The organism is Zavarzinella formosa DSM 19928 (assembly GCF_000255705.1).
Classification (GTDB): domain Bacteria; phylum Planctomycetota; class Planctomycetia; order Gemmatales; family Gemmataceae; genus Zavarzinella; species Zavarzinella formosa.
Genome location: NZ_JH636446.1, coordinates 337,395 through 349,835 on the forward strand (window position 1 = coordinate 337,395; position 12,441 = coordinate 349,835).

The window sequence follows — 12,441 nt, forward strand, 5'->3', positions numbered from 1 at the left end:
TTCGCCTCTCCTAACCAAAAAACACCAACCAATTCTTTCGCCACTTCCGGCATCAACGATCTCCCTTCCGTGGACTTCCTGCCCTCCATTAGAAGATTTCCAAAGGAGCGTCACAAGACCTGACTTCGACTTCAGCGGAGGGAACGCTGAAAATCCTGATATCGCCCAGCATTCGACAATATATCTGTCAATCAATCCTGAATTAATCATTCCATCGCCTTCGTGCCCCCAATCTTGGCCCCAAGAATTCCGGAACATTAATAAATTTGTGCCCGGCACTGCATGCAAGCCACCAATGCAATGTGTGCTTAGGACCGGGCTTTCCAGCGGGATGCTTTCGATAATACCACCTGGAGGCTCGTCCCATTCCTCGGTTACGCTGATCCCCAGCGAGTACGCATTTTGAGTTCGGCTCATTCGCAGGCAATCGCTCGACGTAAGCAGGCGAAAATAGTGATGTATGCGCACTCGTGGAGATGGGGGAGTTGCATCGTAATCATGGTTAGGAATGCGGAAATGGTGCGGCCATTTGTCAAATCCAGGATCTCCCAGGTATCTATGGACACGCTGACTTGTAAGTATCCACGCTCCTTCTGATTGAGCCGCTGACAATCTCCCTTCTAGTGCGTAGCCGTAGTGCAGGCCGAAATGACTGAATTTAAAATCTGGGATTCGAGCGATCTCTCCGACAGGATCATCAACCGAATCGACAAATTTTTTCCGAATGGACGCACTGCCGTTGCCATCTCGCTCTTCAAAGTAGTCGAAGTATTTTGTGTAGTTCATGGTGTGACAGAATCTCCGATTGTGGCATGCTAGTTCTGATTACGAATCGGTTCTCACGAAGGCCTTATGGCTGAATTGTACGATAAGTGTCATGCGGTCGCCATCGTGCTTATTGGCAGTTTTAGGTTCTCATTTTTCTCTAGTTCTTTTGGACGAAGGTGCGATCCTGGTGTTTGACGCAAAGTCAAAAAGTTCGTCTCCCCCTTCTTCGCTCCAAGGGGCAATTCAGCGGTTCAAAGCTCTTCAACCGTGACACGCCCGAACTCCCCGGCCAGCCAGGCAACCATCAACCCGAGTTGCGTGCCGGTGCGGGCGTAGTCGCAGAAGCAAACGCCTTGCGGGTCGAGAGCCAGCGAAGCCGAAGGCCACCCGCCACCGAAAGGGCCGACATTGAATCCTTGTTCCGTTTCTTGAATTTCGGGCAGGCGGTGGATTAATGGAAGAATGCGTGCGGGGTCGGGGGGATCAACACGGAGGGTGTATTCGATTCCCATTGGTCTTTCCTTGGTTCTCTACGAGTCGTTCTATTTCTATTGCTTGTGCAAATTAGTTGTTGCGGGAGCAATCCAATTGCGCTACGGTCCGCCTACCCAAGGCAATCAAGCTGGGTGAACAGACGGAGTGGTTATGGGAACGAGAGGATTTACCGGAGTACATATCGAGAGCAAGGACAAGTTGGCCTATCAGCAATTCGACAGCTATCCCGAAGGCGTGGGGCGTGAAACAATCGACGCGCTCGCCAGCCTCCTCGCTGATGAATCCACAATAAATGCGACTATCGAGAAAGCCAAAAGGCTACAGCCAAAAGGGCCGGATGATGCCCCGGCCACCCCAGATGAGATCGAACGCTTGGCTCCTTGGACCGATCTTCGTGTCAGCAATCAAAGCGTGACCGACTGGTATTGCTTGGTCCGAAAGACTCAGGGCGATTTGAAAGAAATGCTCAAGGCGGGTTTTTGTTGGGATGCAAAAGACTTTCCTGCCGACAGTTTGTTTTGCGAATGGGGGTACATCGCCAACTTCGACACTTCAGAATTGGAAATTTACCGGGGCTTTCAGAAGCAGCCTCACGACAAAGGCCGCTTTGCCAGGTTGCCCATTTCAGAGGAGAAGGCGGCGCCAGGAAGCACCTACTACCCTGTCGCCCTTCTCGGTTCCATCCCCTTCGCACGGATCATTGAAGACGCCAATCTGGCCTTCCATGACATGATGAAGCTGGCTCGTGAGGATGACGAAGAGGAAGCGGCGTAGATGACCCCCAACCAAATCGAGGACGACCTCATCCGCATCTATGGGGATAAGTTCAGAAGGCGATTTGCTCTTTACCTTGGAAGAAGTCCTGGGACAGTGACAAAGTGGTGGAAAGATAGGGATAAGCCGCTTCCGGCAGTGGTGCATTGGCAGGTGCAGAGGTTGGTTGGGAGGCGGGAGTGAGGGCGATGCCTCCGGCCCGTGCTCTACTCGCTTCGCTCCCGAAGCCCAAAGCGGGTCTTCGCCCTGGCGGGTCACGATCACTATCGCAAGAAGAAAGGGCGCTGCCCTTCCCGTCTCCAAGCCCCTCGCTCCGCTCGCCTGCGGTGGCCGGCGGGTCTCCCCAACCTTCCTTCGCTGCGCTCCGTGCAGGCTGGGTGATTCCCCTCCCGCCGACCAGGGCTTTCCGACTCCATCCCGCTCTCGGCGAGGGCCAAGAGGCGTACGGCTTTTCAAGCACGACACCTCTTTAACCAACTCAGGAAAGAACCGACCATGATCCAAGCCTGCGAACGCCTAACCGACAAACTGGTTGCGGCTCTCCACTACCTCCTCGAACAGACCGTTGACCAGGACCTGAAGTACGGGATTGAATTGAGTGAAGGCGAAGAAGACGCTAGACAGCAAGCCTTGGCCGTCATCGCCGAAGCAAGTGGGGCAAGCCCATCCCACAACGTAGCTTAGGGGGTGGCAGTGAAGTACATTTCCATTTGCTCAGGGGTAGAAGCTGCAACGGTCGCCTTTCACCCGCTCGGTTGGACACCTCTCGCGTTCTCGGAAATCGAACCCTTTCCCTGTGCGGTTCTCGCCCACCATTACCCTTACGTCCCGAATCTTGGCGACATGACGCAATTCTTGGAATGGCCGGAGGAGATACTGGCCGAATGCGACTTGCTGGTCGGCGGGCCACCATGCCAGGCGTTCAGCGTGGCGGGCCAGCGAAACTCACTCGACGACGAGCGGGGCAACCTCACGCTCACCTACGTTCATCTCATCAACCACATCGACGCCATCAGGAGGAAACATGGAAGAGACCCAATACTCGCTCTTTACGAGAACGTCCCCGGAATCTACAGCACACGCGACAACGCTTTTGGATGCCTGGTCGGAGCGCTCTGCGGGCAGGATGCGCCCGTTGAAACTGAAACCGGGAAGTGGCCTACAACTGGCGTACTCTGGGGAGCGAAGCGCCGAGTGGGTTATCGAACCCTCGATGCCCAATATTTTGGCCTCGCCCAACGCAGGCGCCGGTGCTTTCTCCTTGCCGTGCCTAACGAACTTGTCGAACGTCTTGGAGACCGGGCCGATCCATCGGAAATACTTTCTGTCGCAGAAAGCCTGCGAGGGGATTCTCCGCCGAGCCGAAAGACGGGGAAAAGCGTTACCCACGATGTTGCACCGAGCCTTACAGGCAGTGGCCGGGGAGTGGAGAGAACCGGCGAGAGCCGTGGTCAAGACCCGGTTGTCGCCGTCAACTCGTCACTCCACGGAGAGAGACTCCGACCAGGAGGAATTCGACCGGATAACTCGGCTGCTGAAACTTTCAAGAGAACAGGACAGCACCCAACTGTCGCCGTCTGCCCGACACTCCGCGCTAGAGGAAACCGCACGGGAGGAGATCGACCGCCCGGAACAGACGTTGACACTGCCGACAGCCTGATTGTTTCTGCTGGCCCAGATGATGTCGCCACCACCTTGAGAGCTAGGGATCAAAGCCGAGGTGTTGACAGTTATTGCTCGGACACGCTTGTGACACACTCGCTTCGTGCCGATGGATTTGATGCGAGTGAAGATGGAACGGGCCGAGGAACGCCGCTTGTGCCGTACACATTAGCGATTCGTGGACGGGGTGACAGCCATCACCTCGAATACCGACAAGACGGGTTGGCGAACGCCCTCCTCACTCCGAACGGTGGACGAGCAGGAATCGGCGTGGGCGCGGTTGCATTTGCCCAAAACAGCCGTGACGAGGTTCGTTACATCAACGGCGACGGGCAATTGGTCGGAGCTTTGGCGGCCGAGGCCGGGATGAAGCAGCAGAGTTACATTCAACAGGTGATGTCAGTGAGGAGAATAACGGTGACCGAGGCAGAGAGGCTTATGGGAGTACCTGACGGATACACGGACGTGCCATACCGGGGAAAGCCCGCCGCCGATGGGCCACGCTATCGCGGACTCGGGAATAGCATGGCGATCAACTGCATGGCCTGGCTGGGATACCGCATCAACAAAGTGTTCAATACCCCATAAAACCGCTTGACCGACCGCGCGAATCGCGCTAGCGTCAGCTTGTCAACAACGAAAGGACTCGCCCCATGACCTACCTCAACCCCACCACCGAAGAACTCGCCGCCGAAGATGCAGCCCAAACTCTCGACACCTTTGCAACCATCCTACACAACACCCTGGCTTTCATGCTCACCCAGTTCAAAGAAAACGGGATGAAGCCAAGCCTGGCTGACATGCTTGCGTTGGAGCAGGTGATGGAGGAGGCGTTGCAGAATTTCGATGACCACATCGACGCGAGCAATCAGGCCGATGGGTTCGTCTTGTCCAAGAAGCTGCTGAGGGACACATATGAGGAAGTGATGGAAGGGAGGGTGGCATGAGCAATCCATCCTCAGGCTGGGTAATCACCGAGAAAGCCACCGGCAAAGCAATCGCGGAAACCTTTCTCTGTCACGTTGCCGAGGCGGTCAACACAGAGAAGTATCAGGCGGTTCCGATTACGGAATACCTGCAAGGTCTGAATCGCAAGATCAAGGGGGCTGCATGACCCCGGCTCAATGGGAGATAGCAGGCATGAAAACCCTCCTGAATGCATGGAAGGCCGATTGCCAGCGGTACGAGGCTGGCTTGCGCGATGTCCGCAAGATGGCGATGCAGCATTATGACGCATCAGACTTTGAAAATGACAACTGGCTTGAGCTAATCGCAAAGATCAACTCCATTCTCGCCCATGACGACCAGTGTGGGGTTTGCGGCGACCAACACGAAGGCGATGTGCCGTGCACCTGTGCGAACGGAGATGGTGAATGACACACGTTTTTTCCAGCAACCTCATCGGCGATCAAGGCGAAATTCTTGGCACTTTCAAAACCCACTGGCAGGCAGTGGCCGCGATGATCCGGCTTTCCAATCCCAATTTCCGGTCGACGGGAGGCGACAAACCCGAAGCACGGCACACCGAAGACGAGATGCGACGCCGGATGAAGTTGACAGCAGTGGAGTGGGACAAGGCATGAGCGAGACATGGAAAGAGTTTTTCAAGCGTGAGCTTGCGGCTTATGACGCCGAATGGGCCGAAAATGACGAGTTGCTGAACGCTCTTTGCGACATCATGGAGGAAAACCAATGACCGAACAACGAGCCTGTCACGGAGGAGACACCACAACCGTTGTCCGGCCCTTCACCCACAGCCAGGAGTTCGAGCGATGCACCGAGTGCCGCTTGGCCGTGGCGTGGGACAAGGTGAACTGCCCCGACTTCGGATTCAAAGGAATCTGCAACCAAGCCAAGGAGACCCTATGACACGTTTCATCACCAAGAAAACCTGCGAAGGCGAGTACGCCGTCCACCGTCCGGGCGAACGCCTCGTCGTTGCCGAAATCAGCAAGGTCGCCCACGGCCACATACTCTTGGTTCGCGGGGTGCGGGTCGGCGATTACCACGCGACACTTGCCGATGCCAAAGCGTTGATTCAGCCAGTGCTGGAAGAGATGAGGGTAGTCGCATGAGCGGCATCGAGGAAGGAGGGGCATGCCCCGAGCAGTGCGGAGGCATCTTGCACAATCCGAAGGTGGAGAATTGCTCATGCCACATCAACCCGCCCTGTTCGGCCTGCACGGACATATTGCTTGCCTGCAATGGATGCTGTTGGGAAGAGGAACGCAAGCCGCTCAAGGCGGGCGACGCCAGCAGCGCGTTTTGGTGGGAGCGGAAGAAGCCGTCCCACGACCTCGGGGGCGGGAAGAGCATCTTCGATTACGACTACGACAGCTCATCGGGTTCGACGATGGTATTCAAGGGGCGCTACGAAGGGGACGTGACGGCAGCCGACATCATCGCCTGTCTGGGTGACGGCACGTTCGGGCATCGCGGGCCGACGATGGGCCGCGGGCACTTCACCTACACGAAAATCACGGACTAAACGATCAACTTTGAAAGGACACCTGCATGACCAAACTTCAGCACATCGGCCAGTACATCATCAACCCGGCGAGCATCGCGTTCATGGCGGAACACCGCACCAAAGATGGAAATCTTGGCACGAGGATTCATTTCAACGCTTACGCGGCATGCGCCAACGAGCAAGACAGCCATTTTGAGGCCTTGCATCTGGACATCCCCGACATCCAGCCGCTGACCATCATGGAGATCATCAACAACGAACCACCGTTTTGACATGACCCAGCGATATTTTTACACCGATCCTCTTGCGGCAGCATGGATGGCCAAGCATTTTGGGGTGCGGTTTCAGGGTCAATCCGCTTACGTTGAATGCACTGCGGGGAGTGAGGGGTACATGAAGTGGTCGGGCATGGATTCCACAGGTCAGTTTTGTATCGACCCCGAAAGCCTGCCCATTTTGGAGCCGATGACTGGAGACTTGCTTTCGGTCCGATTGAGCAGCCCTGCTTACTCCGGCCCTCTCGCAACGGATTATTTCGTTTTGGGTTGCCCGTGGGATGAGGTGGAATTCGAGGTTGAGTACGAGAGTCACCGGATCATCCAGCGTAACTGCAAGCCGTTCCACTGGCCGGATTGCAAGGAGGAATGACCAAACCTCGCCGCTGCCACAACTGCTGGGAGCCGGGGGCGTCGTGTCAGTGGCCCCGCCTGCTCTGGGGCTATATCTGGCTTTGCCCGTACTGCTGGTTCGCATTCCGTGACGACGATTGGGGCTTCGTGCGTCGGAGGCGGGCGGTCAGGGAGGTTAAGGCGAAGATGATGGGGAATCAGTCAGCCGACTGAAACAGCAGGGATTTTGCCGCTTGCGCTCGGCTTCGCCTCGCTCAGCTTGCTTCACGTTGCTCCGCGGGGTGTTATCCCTTACGCTAGGCGTAAGACGCCGAGTTGACTTCTGGTGAGACCCTTTGCCGGGGGTGCCGCCGTTGCGGTCGTTGAGGTTGCCGAAAGCGGCGTGCCAATTTTGCAAACGCCTGTCGTCTTGCCAAAACGCCAACGGAACTCCGTACCTGCCCGAGGAAAATTAGCAATGCCCAAGCTCAAGATGATCGTCCTGCTGGTGCTCGCTTTCTTTGTTGATTCGAGAGGCCGTGCTGATGAATTTGAAAGCAAGGCGGTCGAATTCGTGAAGAACTTGGGCGGCACCGTCACTCGCGACGAAAATGCGCCTGGCAAACCGGTTCTTGAAGTAAATCTGCGTGGCAAAGAGATGACAGATGCGGGCCTCCGGGAGATCGTCGGCCTCCAGAGCCTTACAAAACTCACCTTGTGGGGGACGAAAGTGACAGACGTCGGCTTGAAGGAACTCAGCTATTTCAAGAATCTTAAAACGGTCGATTTACGAAGCACGAAAATGACCAATGAGGGACTTAAGGACCTTTCCAAGATAAGCAGCCTCACCACGGTCCGCTTGGGAGGGGACGGTCTCCGCGAATTGAAGGCGGCGGATTCGAAGCATCTCACTGCACTTAAAAAACTAACCTTTCTTGACATGCAAAACGTCTACATGTCGGACACTGGGTTGAAAGAACTCTGTGCATGCAAAACCCTGACGACTCTCAAATTCAATACTGCGAAGATGACCGACGCGGGCCTGAAGGAACTGGCGAACTTCAAAAACGTAACCAGTTTGAGCCTCGGTGGACAGTATGTTGCTGATGCCTTGCCAACAGAACTTGTAAAGATGAAGAGCCTCACAACTCTTACTTTAGCTTGGACAACAAATTATGGAAAATTCGCTGGACTCGATAAATCAAAAACGCTCACTTCGATCTCGATACGAAACGGCTCCGTGTCGGATGAAAATCTCAAGGAGTTTGCGACGATTAGCAGACTCACTTCGCTCGAATTAATGTCGGGGTTCGAGGCAACAGACAGGAACCTTAAGGAAATTGCGAAAAACAAAAACCTTACACGCCTAAGATTGCACAACGTGCGAGCGACATCCGCGGGATTGAGAGAAATCGCATATCTCAAAAAGCTGACATCGCTCTCCTTGTGGGACAATACTTACAAAACTGGTGATTTGCAACAACTGGCTCCTCTCGAAAACCTTGTCACACTGGAAGTATTCGGCGCGCAGATATTTGAAGTCGAATTAAAGTACCTTACGCCTTTCAAGAAGCTCACCACGCTGAACATCGATATTCAAGTGAAAGACACGGGAATCAAAGACCTCGCCTATCTGAAAGATCTCAAATCCCTACGACTTGGCAAACTTGAATTGACTGATACCGGATTGAAAGAGCTGGCGGGATTTAAAAGTCTCACAGCCCTTTCTTTATGGTCTTGGCCAGACAGCTCTGAGATGGGCAAGCTTTCAGAAGTCCTGCCCAAAGATTGCAAAATTCTTCAGGCCACTTCTACTGTAGAGGATCATTCGGATTGATATTTCGGGCGGTGTTCGATTACGGCGGGGAAGTCGGAGGAAACCCGGCCCGCCTGATTAAGCCGGGTTTCCTCCATCTTCCCAACTGTGATCCCCGTCCTTTACTGATCGCTCCCCCTAAATTCCACTCTGCTTGCTCAAACATCCTTGCTTGTCCATCGTCCTGCCATGAAGCCCACTCCTCAAGCCGCAGGCAGCGTTGAGACGAACCTCACCGCCCGTCCGATCCAGTCGTCCAGTTGCTCGTCACGCTCGACCCCTTCTGGTTCGATCCGCACCCACCCCCTCAACGGCTTCCCGGTAATGTCGAACGGATTGACGTAACGCTCCCGCAGGGCGTACTCGTATTCCTCCCGCCCCACCCGGACGACGAGCCAATGCCGCCAGACGCCCGCAACCACGTTCCCCCGGAGCAGGAAGCAGGCACAGCCGAACAGCTTTTTTTCCGTCACGCCCTCCAGCGAGGCCAGGCGGTCGCGGACGCGTTCTGCGAGGGTGCTGTCGAATGCCATCGCCATCCCGGCTTGTGAGAATTCGTTGTTTCCCATTTTACCGACACTTCTGAGCCAAGTCGGCCCATTGCGACCCGCCGCCGGGCGTGGTACACTTTTCAACACCCCGACGGTTTGTTTGGTGCCAGCCTGTTCGGCGCCAGTCCATGACCGGGGGTGGACGCTCCATATGAGATTGGGAGTGCGAGTCATGAAGACGCATATCATTCGAATTCTTGTGGCCGGACTGCCGGTGCTGTTGACCACCGCAGTCATCTGTCAAATCGGCATGTGGGCAGGACCGAAGTTGGCGATGGCGACGCCTGTCAAAGAGACGCCGACAGAAACTGAGAGGGCTCCTCGTACTGCCGTTGAGCATGCCGTTGGCCGGCTTGAGCTAACATTCTTCCAAGGACAAGCGAAACGGACGATCAGCGGAATTAAGATTAGCTCGGGCAAGGACACGCTCTTCGTGACGGCCGGTTCGGCGTGTGTGGTTCCCGACGGCGTCCCTCCGGCCATTGACATTGCGCTTATGGAAGTCCCTGAAAAGCTCTCCGTCAGGGCGGCTTACGACCCTCGGAGCACGTCCGAACTCTTCGTTTATCACGTGCCCGGCTTGGCGTCACGTTTCCAAGTCAACGCCCCCGCCACGATTGGCGTCGGTGATGCGATGAGCGTCGTCCGTCCGAACGAGAAAGGCCAATTGCGCGTGATCCTCAACGCTTGCGCCGTCAAAGCCGTCAGTCGAACCGGAGAATTAAAACTGCCCAATGGATCAACCAAAAAGTTCGAGAACTTGGTCGAAATCGATCACCGTTTTCCGGAAGGAACTCCGCTCATATCGGGTGACCGTCTGGTTGGCATTGTCGTCATTGGAACTCGCTTCGGGGCGGAAGGCGAGACGACATCGCTCGCGACGCCCGCAGACCGAATTCAAGAATTGACCGGCCAGAACGCGCCGGGGAAGAAATGACGTGCCTGGCTACAATCCGCATCGGCGGCGTGTCGTTGCGAAGTTCAGCCGCCGCAAACAAAACAGAAATCGCATTTGACCCGTCTCTGCCTCAACCGTAATCGCCTTCCCCGACTAATTGCTTGCCCAAGAGTCTATCATCCCGCCATGACGCCCACCCCTCAAGACCACGACCACTTTCATGGCACATCAGACCATTGCGAGCCGAGGCGGCGCGCGGTACAGTCGTTCAAACGTAAGCCAGTCACAAGTTTGGAGTCCACATGTGGCGACCAGTTTCATGGTCCCTCTTCGGCGGCTGTTTGCTTCTCATCACCGGATGCGGCGGTTCGCACCCGCCCGCCCCAATCCCGGAGGTCAAGCCCGCCGTTTGGGAGCACATGGTCCTGGTCAACGAGTCGGGGGAACAATTCCCGCCGCACCTGCACAACCTCGTCAAGGACGGGTGGGAAGTCCACCTGGTGACGGGCGGGCAGCCTTACGTCGTCTCCACCACTCGCACCGGAGAGGGCCAGACGGGCAACACCGTTAAGTTTACCCCACGCGATTATTACCTGAAGCGACAGAAGTGAACGCCAAGTCCCCGTCAAACAATCGCCGCTCTGATGGGGGTTCTTGGTCGGTACTGCGAGAGTCGATCGTGACACGGCGAGGCAATCCCAACCGGGACCAATCATGGCAAATCGCTCGGCTTATTCGGTGATGGAGATGATCGTCGTGCTCGCGATCATCGGCATTCTGATGACCCTTCTCCTGCCCGCCGTGATGTCATCACGAAAACGCTCCGTGGAGATGGAATGTAAAAATAACTTGCATCAACTGAATCTGTCGATTGCGGATTTTGCCGAGACAAACAAACGGCTTCCCGCCCGCGTCTCCGAAGGCCTCGTGGGTGGTTGGACAATTGAAATTCTCCCGTTCATTGATCAGAAGAACCTGATGGATCGCGTCACTCCGGGAATCCCCGTTCGGTCGGCCCCGGATTTCCTTCTGAAACAACCTCGCGTCTTTCGTTGTCCTGTCCGGGCAACAATCGACGGTCCGGTCGCGGGTCAAATGGACCTTTCCGGTTACGTCCTCGCCCCCCTTGATCGAAGGGACTCCTATTCTGTTCTCGACTCGCCTCTGGGAGTGAAATTCCCCTGGGCGAGTGGCGGTGAAATGAAGTTTGATGACGTCATCCGGCAAGCGGGGCCACATGACGGGGGCTTTTTCAGTGCCAGTGGATTTCAGAATGGCGTAAACTTTGTCAAGTCCGTCAAAGATGCCCCATGAATGGACGCGGGTGGATTTTTTGCAGCGTCCTCCGGTCCAGGGACGTCACGCGGCGTGCTATTCAGGTTCTTCGGGCTTCTCAAACGTGATCGACAAAATGGCCTGTCCGTTCACCCGGCAAATCTCTCAGTTGCCCAAGCAATCCGGCTCGTCTGTGTCAAGTCCGTCCTCGGCGGCGGACGGGAGCCGCTTGTCGCCGGGGATTGTGAGGAACAATTCCGTCAGATCATGCGGATTGCCTTCGACCGACTGACACCGACCATGCTTCTTCTCTTTCCCGGCCTCAACGACCCCGAAACGCACCGCCTGAAATTGCCCGCCGCCCCGCGTTTCGGCCCGGGATTTGCACAAAATTGCCTTCAGGGCCTCGCCGCATGGTGCGGTGTCTGCCTGTCATAACCTCCCCATGCCGCCATCATGATCCCGTCAGCCCTGGCCACCATCGCCCCCGATGTCTTGCCCAACCGTCGTCCCGCCCGATTCTTCGGATGCGGCTTTGAGGTGCCGCTGCCACGCTTCGATCCCGTCGACCAAGTCCTTCTTGACCGTATTTACCAGGCGGTCCACGGTCTTCCCCTCCGCTGGCGGGAAACGGAGGGAAGTCGGGACCTCGCCATCATGGAAGATTTCATCCGCCAGAACGCCGGACCGGCCCTGCTGGCCGACGCTCAACAACTCGGCCGGAAAACGGCGGCGGCCGGACTGGAGGACGAGGCGATCCGCAAGGCAACCCATGACATTCGCGGCGGCGGTCTGACCGTTTTGATCGGAGTTGCCCAGATGCTCGCGGTTTCCCCGGGTGACGAGGGCCTGATCCGCATGGCTGTGGATGCCGCCCGCGATCATGCCAAGATCATGCGAAACCTTCTGCCTGACATCGACCCGGCCGCCCGAGCGGACGACGAGAAGGCCAAGGCCCACGGCATCGCCCACTTCGCTGACAAGTGGTCAGGCTGCGCGGTTCGCCAGGGGGAACGGGAGGCGGTGGTGGAGGTCCGGAACACGTTCGGAGGAGACATCTCGGCCCGGTGCCTGGAGACGTCAAGCATCGACCGGGTCGTGTATAACTATGTGAACAACGCCGT

The 12,441-nt window shown here is 56.3% G+C and carries 20 protein-coding genes and 1 pseudogene; 17 read left to right on the top strand and 4 right to left on the bottom strand.

All coding sequences use genetic code 11. The features are described from left to right. Positions 1-786, bottom strand: a 786-nt coding sequence (locus BGIM_RS65145) for a C1 family peptidase (protein ID WP_162136322.1), incomplete at its 3' end; no start/stop codon positions are given. Positions 787-1,019: 233 nt separating this feature from the next. Then, the gene (locus BGIM_RS0135985; protein ID WP_020474498.1) at positions 1,020-1,280 is read right to left on the bottom strand and encodes a hypothetical protein; all 261 of its coding nucleotides are present in this window, start codon (positions 1,278-1,280) and stop codon (positions 1,020-1,022) included. A 133-nt stretch (positions 1,281-1,413) separates the two neighbouring features. Between BGIM_RS0135985 and BGIM_RS0135990 the strand changes: the two genes are divergently transcribed. The 13 genes from BGIM_RS0135990 (at position 1,414) to BGIM_RS0136070 (ending at position 8,614) form a co-directional block, all read left to right on the top strand. Beyond that, complete coding sequence (locus BGIM_RS0135990; protein ID WP_020474499.1) at positions 1,414-2,037, top strand: hypothetical protein; 624 nt, start codon at positions 1,414-1,416, stop codon at positions 2,035-2,037. A 693-nt stretch (positions 2,038-2,730) separates the two neighbouring features. Beyond that, positions 2,731-4,287, top strand: coding sequence for a DNA cytosine methyltransferase (locus tag BGIM_RS60675; protein ID WP_020474502.1), 1,557 nt, complete (start codon positions 2,731-2,733; stop codon positions 4,285-4,287). Positions 4,288-4,352: 65 nt separating this feature from the next. Then, positions 4,353-4,646: a hypothetical protein gene (locus tag BGIM_RS0136020; RefSeq protein ID WP_020474503.1), complete on the top strand. Its 294-nt coding sequence runs from the start codon at positions 4,353-4,355 to the stop codon at positions 4,644-4,646. Then, a complete protein-coding gene (locus tag BGIM_RS65650) occupies positions 4,643-4,813 on the top strand; it encodes a hypothetical protein (RefSeq protein ID WP_020474504.1) in 171 nt (56 codons plus the stop codon). The genes BGIM_RS0136020 and BGIM_RS65650 overlap by 4 nt, the downstream gene beginning before the upstream one ends. Before the next feature lie 26 nt (positions 4,814-4,839). Further along, a complete protein-coding gene (locus tag BGIM_RS0136030) occupies positions 4,840-5,076 on the top strand; it encodes a hypothetical protein (protein ID WP_238537789.1) in 237 nt (78 codons plus the stop codon). Continuing rightward, on the top strand, positions 5,073-5,282 hold the full coding sequence (locus BGIM_RS0136035) for a hypothetical protein (protein WP_020474506.1): 210 nt from the start codon (positions 5,073-5,075) through the stop codon (positions 5,280-5,282). The genes BGIM_RS0136030 and BGIM_RS0136035 overlap by 4 nt, the downstream gene beginning before the upstream one ends. A gap of 109 nt (positions 5,283-5,391) precedes the next feature. Beyond that, positions 5,392-5,568, top strand: a complete 177-nt coding sequence (locus BGIM_RS63835) for a hypothetical protein (protein WP_020474508.1) — start codon at positions 5,392-5,394, stop codon at positions 5,566-5,568. Next, complete coding sequence (locus BGIM_RS0136050; RefSeq protein WP_020474509.1) at positions 5,565-5,774, top strand: hypothetical protein; 210 nt, start codon at positions 5,565-5,567, stop codon at positions 5,772-5,774. The genes BGIM_RS63835 and BGIM_RS0136050 overlap by 4 nt, the downstream gene beginning before the upstream one ends. Continuing rightward, positions 5,771-6,187, top strand: a complete 417-nt coding sequence (locus tag BGIM_RS0136055) for a hypothetical protein (protein ID WP_020474510.1) — start codon at positions 5,771-5,773, stop codon at positions 6,185-6,187. Before BGIM_RS0136050 ends, BGIM_RS0136055 begins: the two co-directional genes overlap by 4 nt. 26 nt (positions 6,188-6,213) lie before the next feature. Further along, positions 6,214-6,441, top strand: a complete 228-nt coding sequence (locus BGIM_RS0136060; protein ID WP_020474511.1) for a hypothetical protein — start codon at positions 6,214-6,216, stop codon at positions 6,439-6,441. A gap of 136 nt (positions 6,442-6,577) precedes the next feature. Then, entirely contained in the window at positions 6,578-6,817 is a 240-nt protein-coding gene (locus BGIM_RS63840; protein ID WP_157369671.1) for a hypothetical protein, read from the top strand. Then, the gene (locus tag BGIM_RS63845; RefSeq protein WP_157369672.1) at positions 6,814-7,011 is read left to right on the top strand and encodes a hypothetical protein; all 198 of its coding nucleotides are present in this window, start codon (positions 6,814-6,816) and stop codon (positions 7,009-7,011) included. The genes BGIM_RS63840 and BGIM_RS63845 overlap by 4 nt, the downstream gene beginning before the upstream one ends. 112 nt (positions 7,012-7,123) lie before the next feature. Beyond that, positions 7,124-8,614 (top strand): leucine-rich repeat domain-containing protein, encoded by a 1,491-nt coding sequence (locus BGIM_RS0136070; protein ID WP_157369673.1) that lies wholly within the window; start codon positions 7,124-7,126, stop codon positions 8,612-8,614. A gap of 182 nt (positions 8,615-8,796) precedes the next feature. Here the strand turns inward: BGIM_RS0136070 and BGIM_RS0136075 are convergent, their stop codons facing one another. Next, positions 8,797-9,162, bottom strand: a complete 366-nt coding sequence (locus tag BGIM_RS0136075; protein WP_020474514.1) for a TfoX/Sxy family protein — start codon at positions 9,160-9,162, stop codon at positions 8,797-8,799. A gap of 154 nt (positions 9,163-9,316) precedes the next feature. Between BGIM_RS0136075 and BGIM_RS0136080 the strand changes: the two genes are divergently transcribed. From BGIM_RS0136080 to BGIM_RS68480, 3 genes are all read left to right on the top strand, one after another. Further along, entirely contained in the window at positions 9,317-10,081 is a 765-nt protein-coding gene (locus BGIM_RS0136080; RefSeq protein ID WP_020474515.1) for a hypothetical protein, read from the top strand. Positions 10,082-10,344: 263 nt separating this feature from the next. Continuing rightward, complete coding sequence (locus BGIM_RS0136085) at positions 10,345-10,653, top strand: hypothetical protein (protein WP_020474516.1); 309 nt, start codon at positions 10,345-10,347, stop codon at positions 10,651-10,653. Between the two features lie 220 nt (positions 10,654-10,873). After that, the gene (locus tag BGIM_RS68480) at positions 10,874-11,356 is read left to right on the top strand and encodes a DUF1559 family PulG-like putative transporter (RefSeq protein WP_390568106.1); all 483 of its coding nucleotides are present in this window, start codon (positions 10,874-10,876) and stop codon (positions 11,354-11,356) included. Positions 11,357-11,482: 126 nt separating this feature from the next. On the opposite strand, the gene BGIM_RS0136095 is transcribed toward BGIM_RS68480, so the two are convergent. Beyond that, on the bottom strand, positions 11,483-11,707 hold the full coding sequence (locus BGIM_RS0136095) for a hypothetical protein (protein ID WP_020474518.1): 225 nt from the start codon (positions 11,705-11,707) through the stop codon (positions 11,483-11,485). A 66-nt stretch (positions 11,708-11,773) separates the two neighbouring features. Between BGIM_RS0136095 and BGIM_RS54155 the strand changes: the two are divergent. Beyond that, a pseudogene (locus tag BGIM_RS54155) lies at positions 11,774-12,441 on the top strand (ATP-binding protein); the annotation flags it as partial.

What these genes read in the sequence shown, in the direction of transcription:
- BGIM_RS0136020 (WP_020474503.1), top strand. Translation starts at nt 4,353, where the DNA reads ATGACCTACCTCAACCCCACCACCGAAGAACTCGCCGCCGAAGATGCA.
- BGIM_RS63835 (WP_020474508.1), top strand. Translation starts at nt 5,392, where the DNA reads ATGACCGAACAACGAGCCTGTCACGGAGGAGACACCACAACCGTTGTC.
- BGIM_RS0135985 (WP_020474498.1), bottom strand. Translation starts at nt 1,280, where the DNA reads ATGGGAATCGAATACACCCTCCGTGTTGATCCCCCCGACCCCGCACGC.
- BGIM_RS0136035 (WP_020474506.1), top strand. Translation starts at nt 5,073, where the DNA reads ATGACACACGTTTTTTCCAGCAACCTCATCGGCGATCAAGGCGAAATT.
- BGIM_RS0136080 (WP_020474515.1), top strand. Translation starts at nt 9,317, where the DNA reads ATGAAGACGCATATCATTCGAATTCTTGTGGCCGGACTGCCGGTGCTG.
- BGIM_RS65650 (WP_020474504.1), top strand. Translation starts at nt 4,643, where the DNA reads ATGAGCAATCCATCCTCAGGCTGGGTAATCACCGAGAAAGCCACCGGC.
- BGIM_RS0136055 (WP_020474510.1), top strand. Translation starts at nt 5,771, where the DNA reads ATGAGCGGCATCGAGGAAGGAGGGGCATGCCCCGAGCAGTGCGGAGGC.
- BGIM_RS0135990 (WP_020474499.1), top strand. Translation starts at nt 1,414, where the DNA reads ATGGGAACGAGAGGATTTACCGGAGTACATATCGAGAGCAAGGACAAG.
- BGIM_RS0136085 (WP_020474516.1), top strand. Translation starts at nt 10,345, where the DNA reads ATGTGGCGACCAGTTTCATGGTCCCTCTTCGGCGGCTGTTTGCTTCTC.
- BGIM_RS0136075 (WP_020474514.1), bottom strand. Translation starts at nt 9,162, where the DNA reads ATGGGAAACAACGAATTCTCACAAGCCGGGATGGCGATGGCATTCGAC.
- BGIM_RS63845 (WP_157369672.1), top strand. Translation starts at nt 6,814, where the DNA reads ATGACCAAACCTCGCCGCTGCCACAACTGCTGGGAGCCGGGGGCGTCG.
- BGIM_RS0136030 (WP_238537789.1), top strand. Translation starts at nt 4,840, where the DNA reads ATGAAAACCCTCCTGAATGCATGGAAGGCCGATTGCCAGCGGTACGAG.
- BGIM_RS0136060 (WP_020474511.1), top strand. Translation starts at nt 6,214, where the DNA reads ATGACCAAACTTCAGCACATCGGCCAGTACATCATCAACCCGGCGAGC.
- BGIM_RS63840 (WP_157369671.1), top strand. Translation starts at nt 6,578, where the DNA reads ATGGATTCCACAGGTCAGTTTTGTATCGACCCCGAAAGCCTGCCCATT.
- BGIM_RS0136050 (WP_020474509.1), top strand. Translation starts at nt 5,565, where the DNA reads ATGACACGTTTCATCACCAAGAAAACCTGCGAAGGCGAGTACGCCGTC.
- BGIM_RS68480 (WP_390568106.1), top strand. Translation starts at nt 10,874, where the DNA reads ATGGAATGTAAAAATAACTTGCATCAACTGAATCTGTCGATTGCGGAT.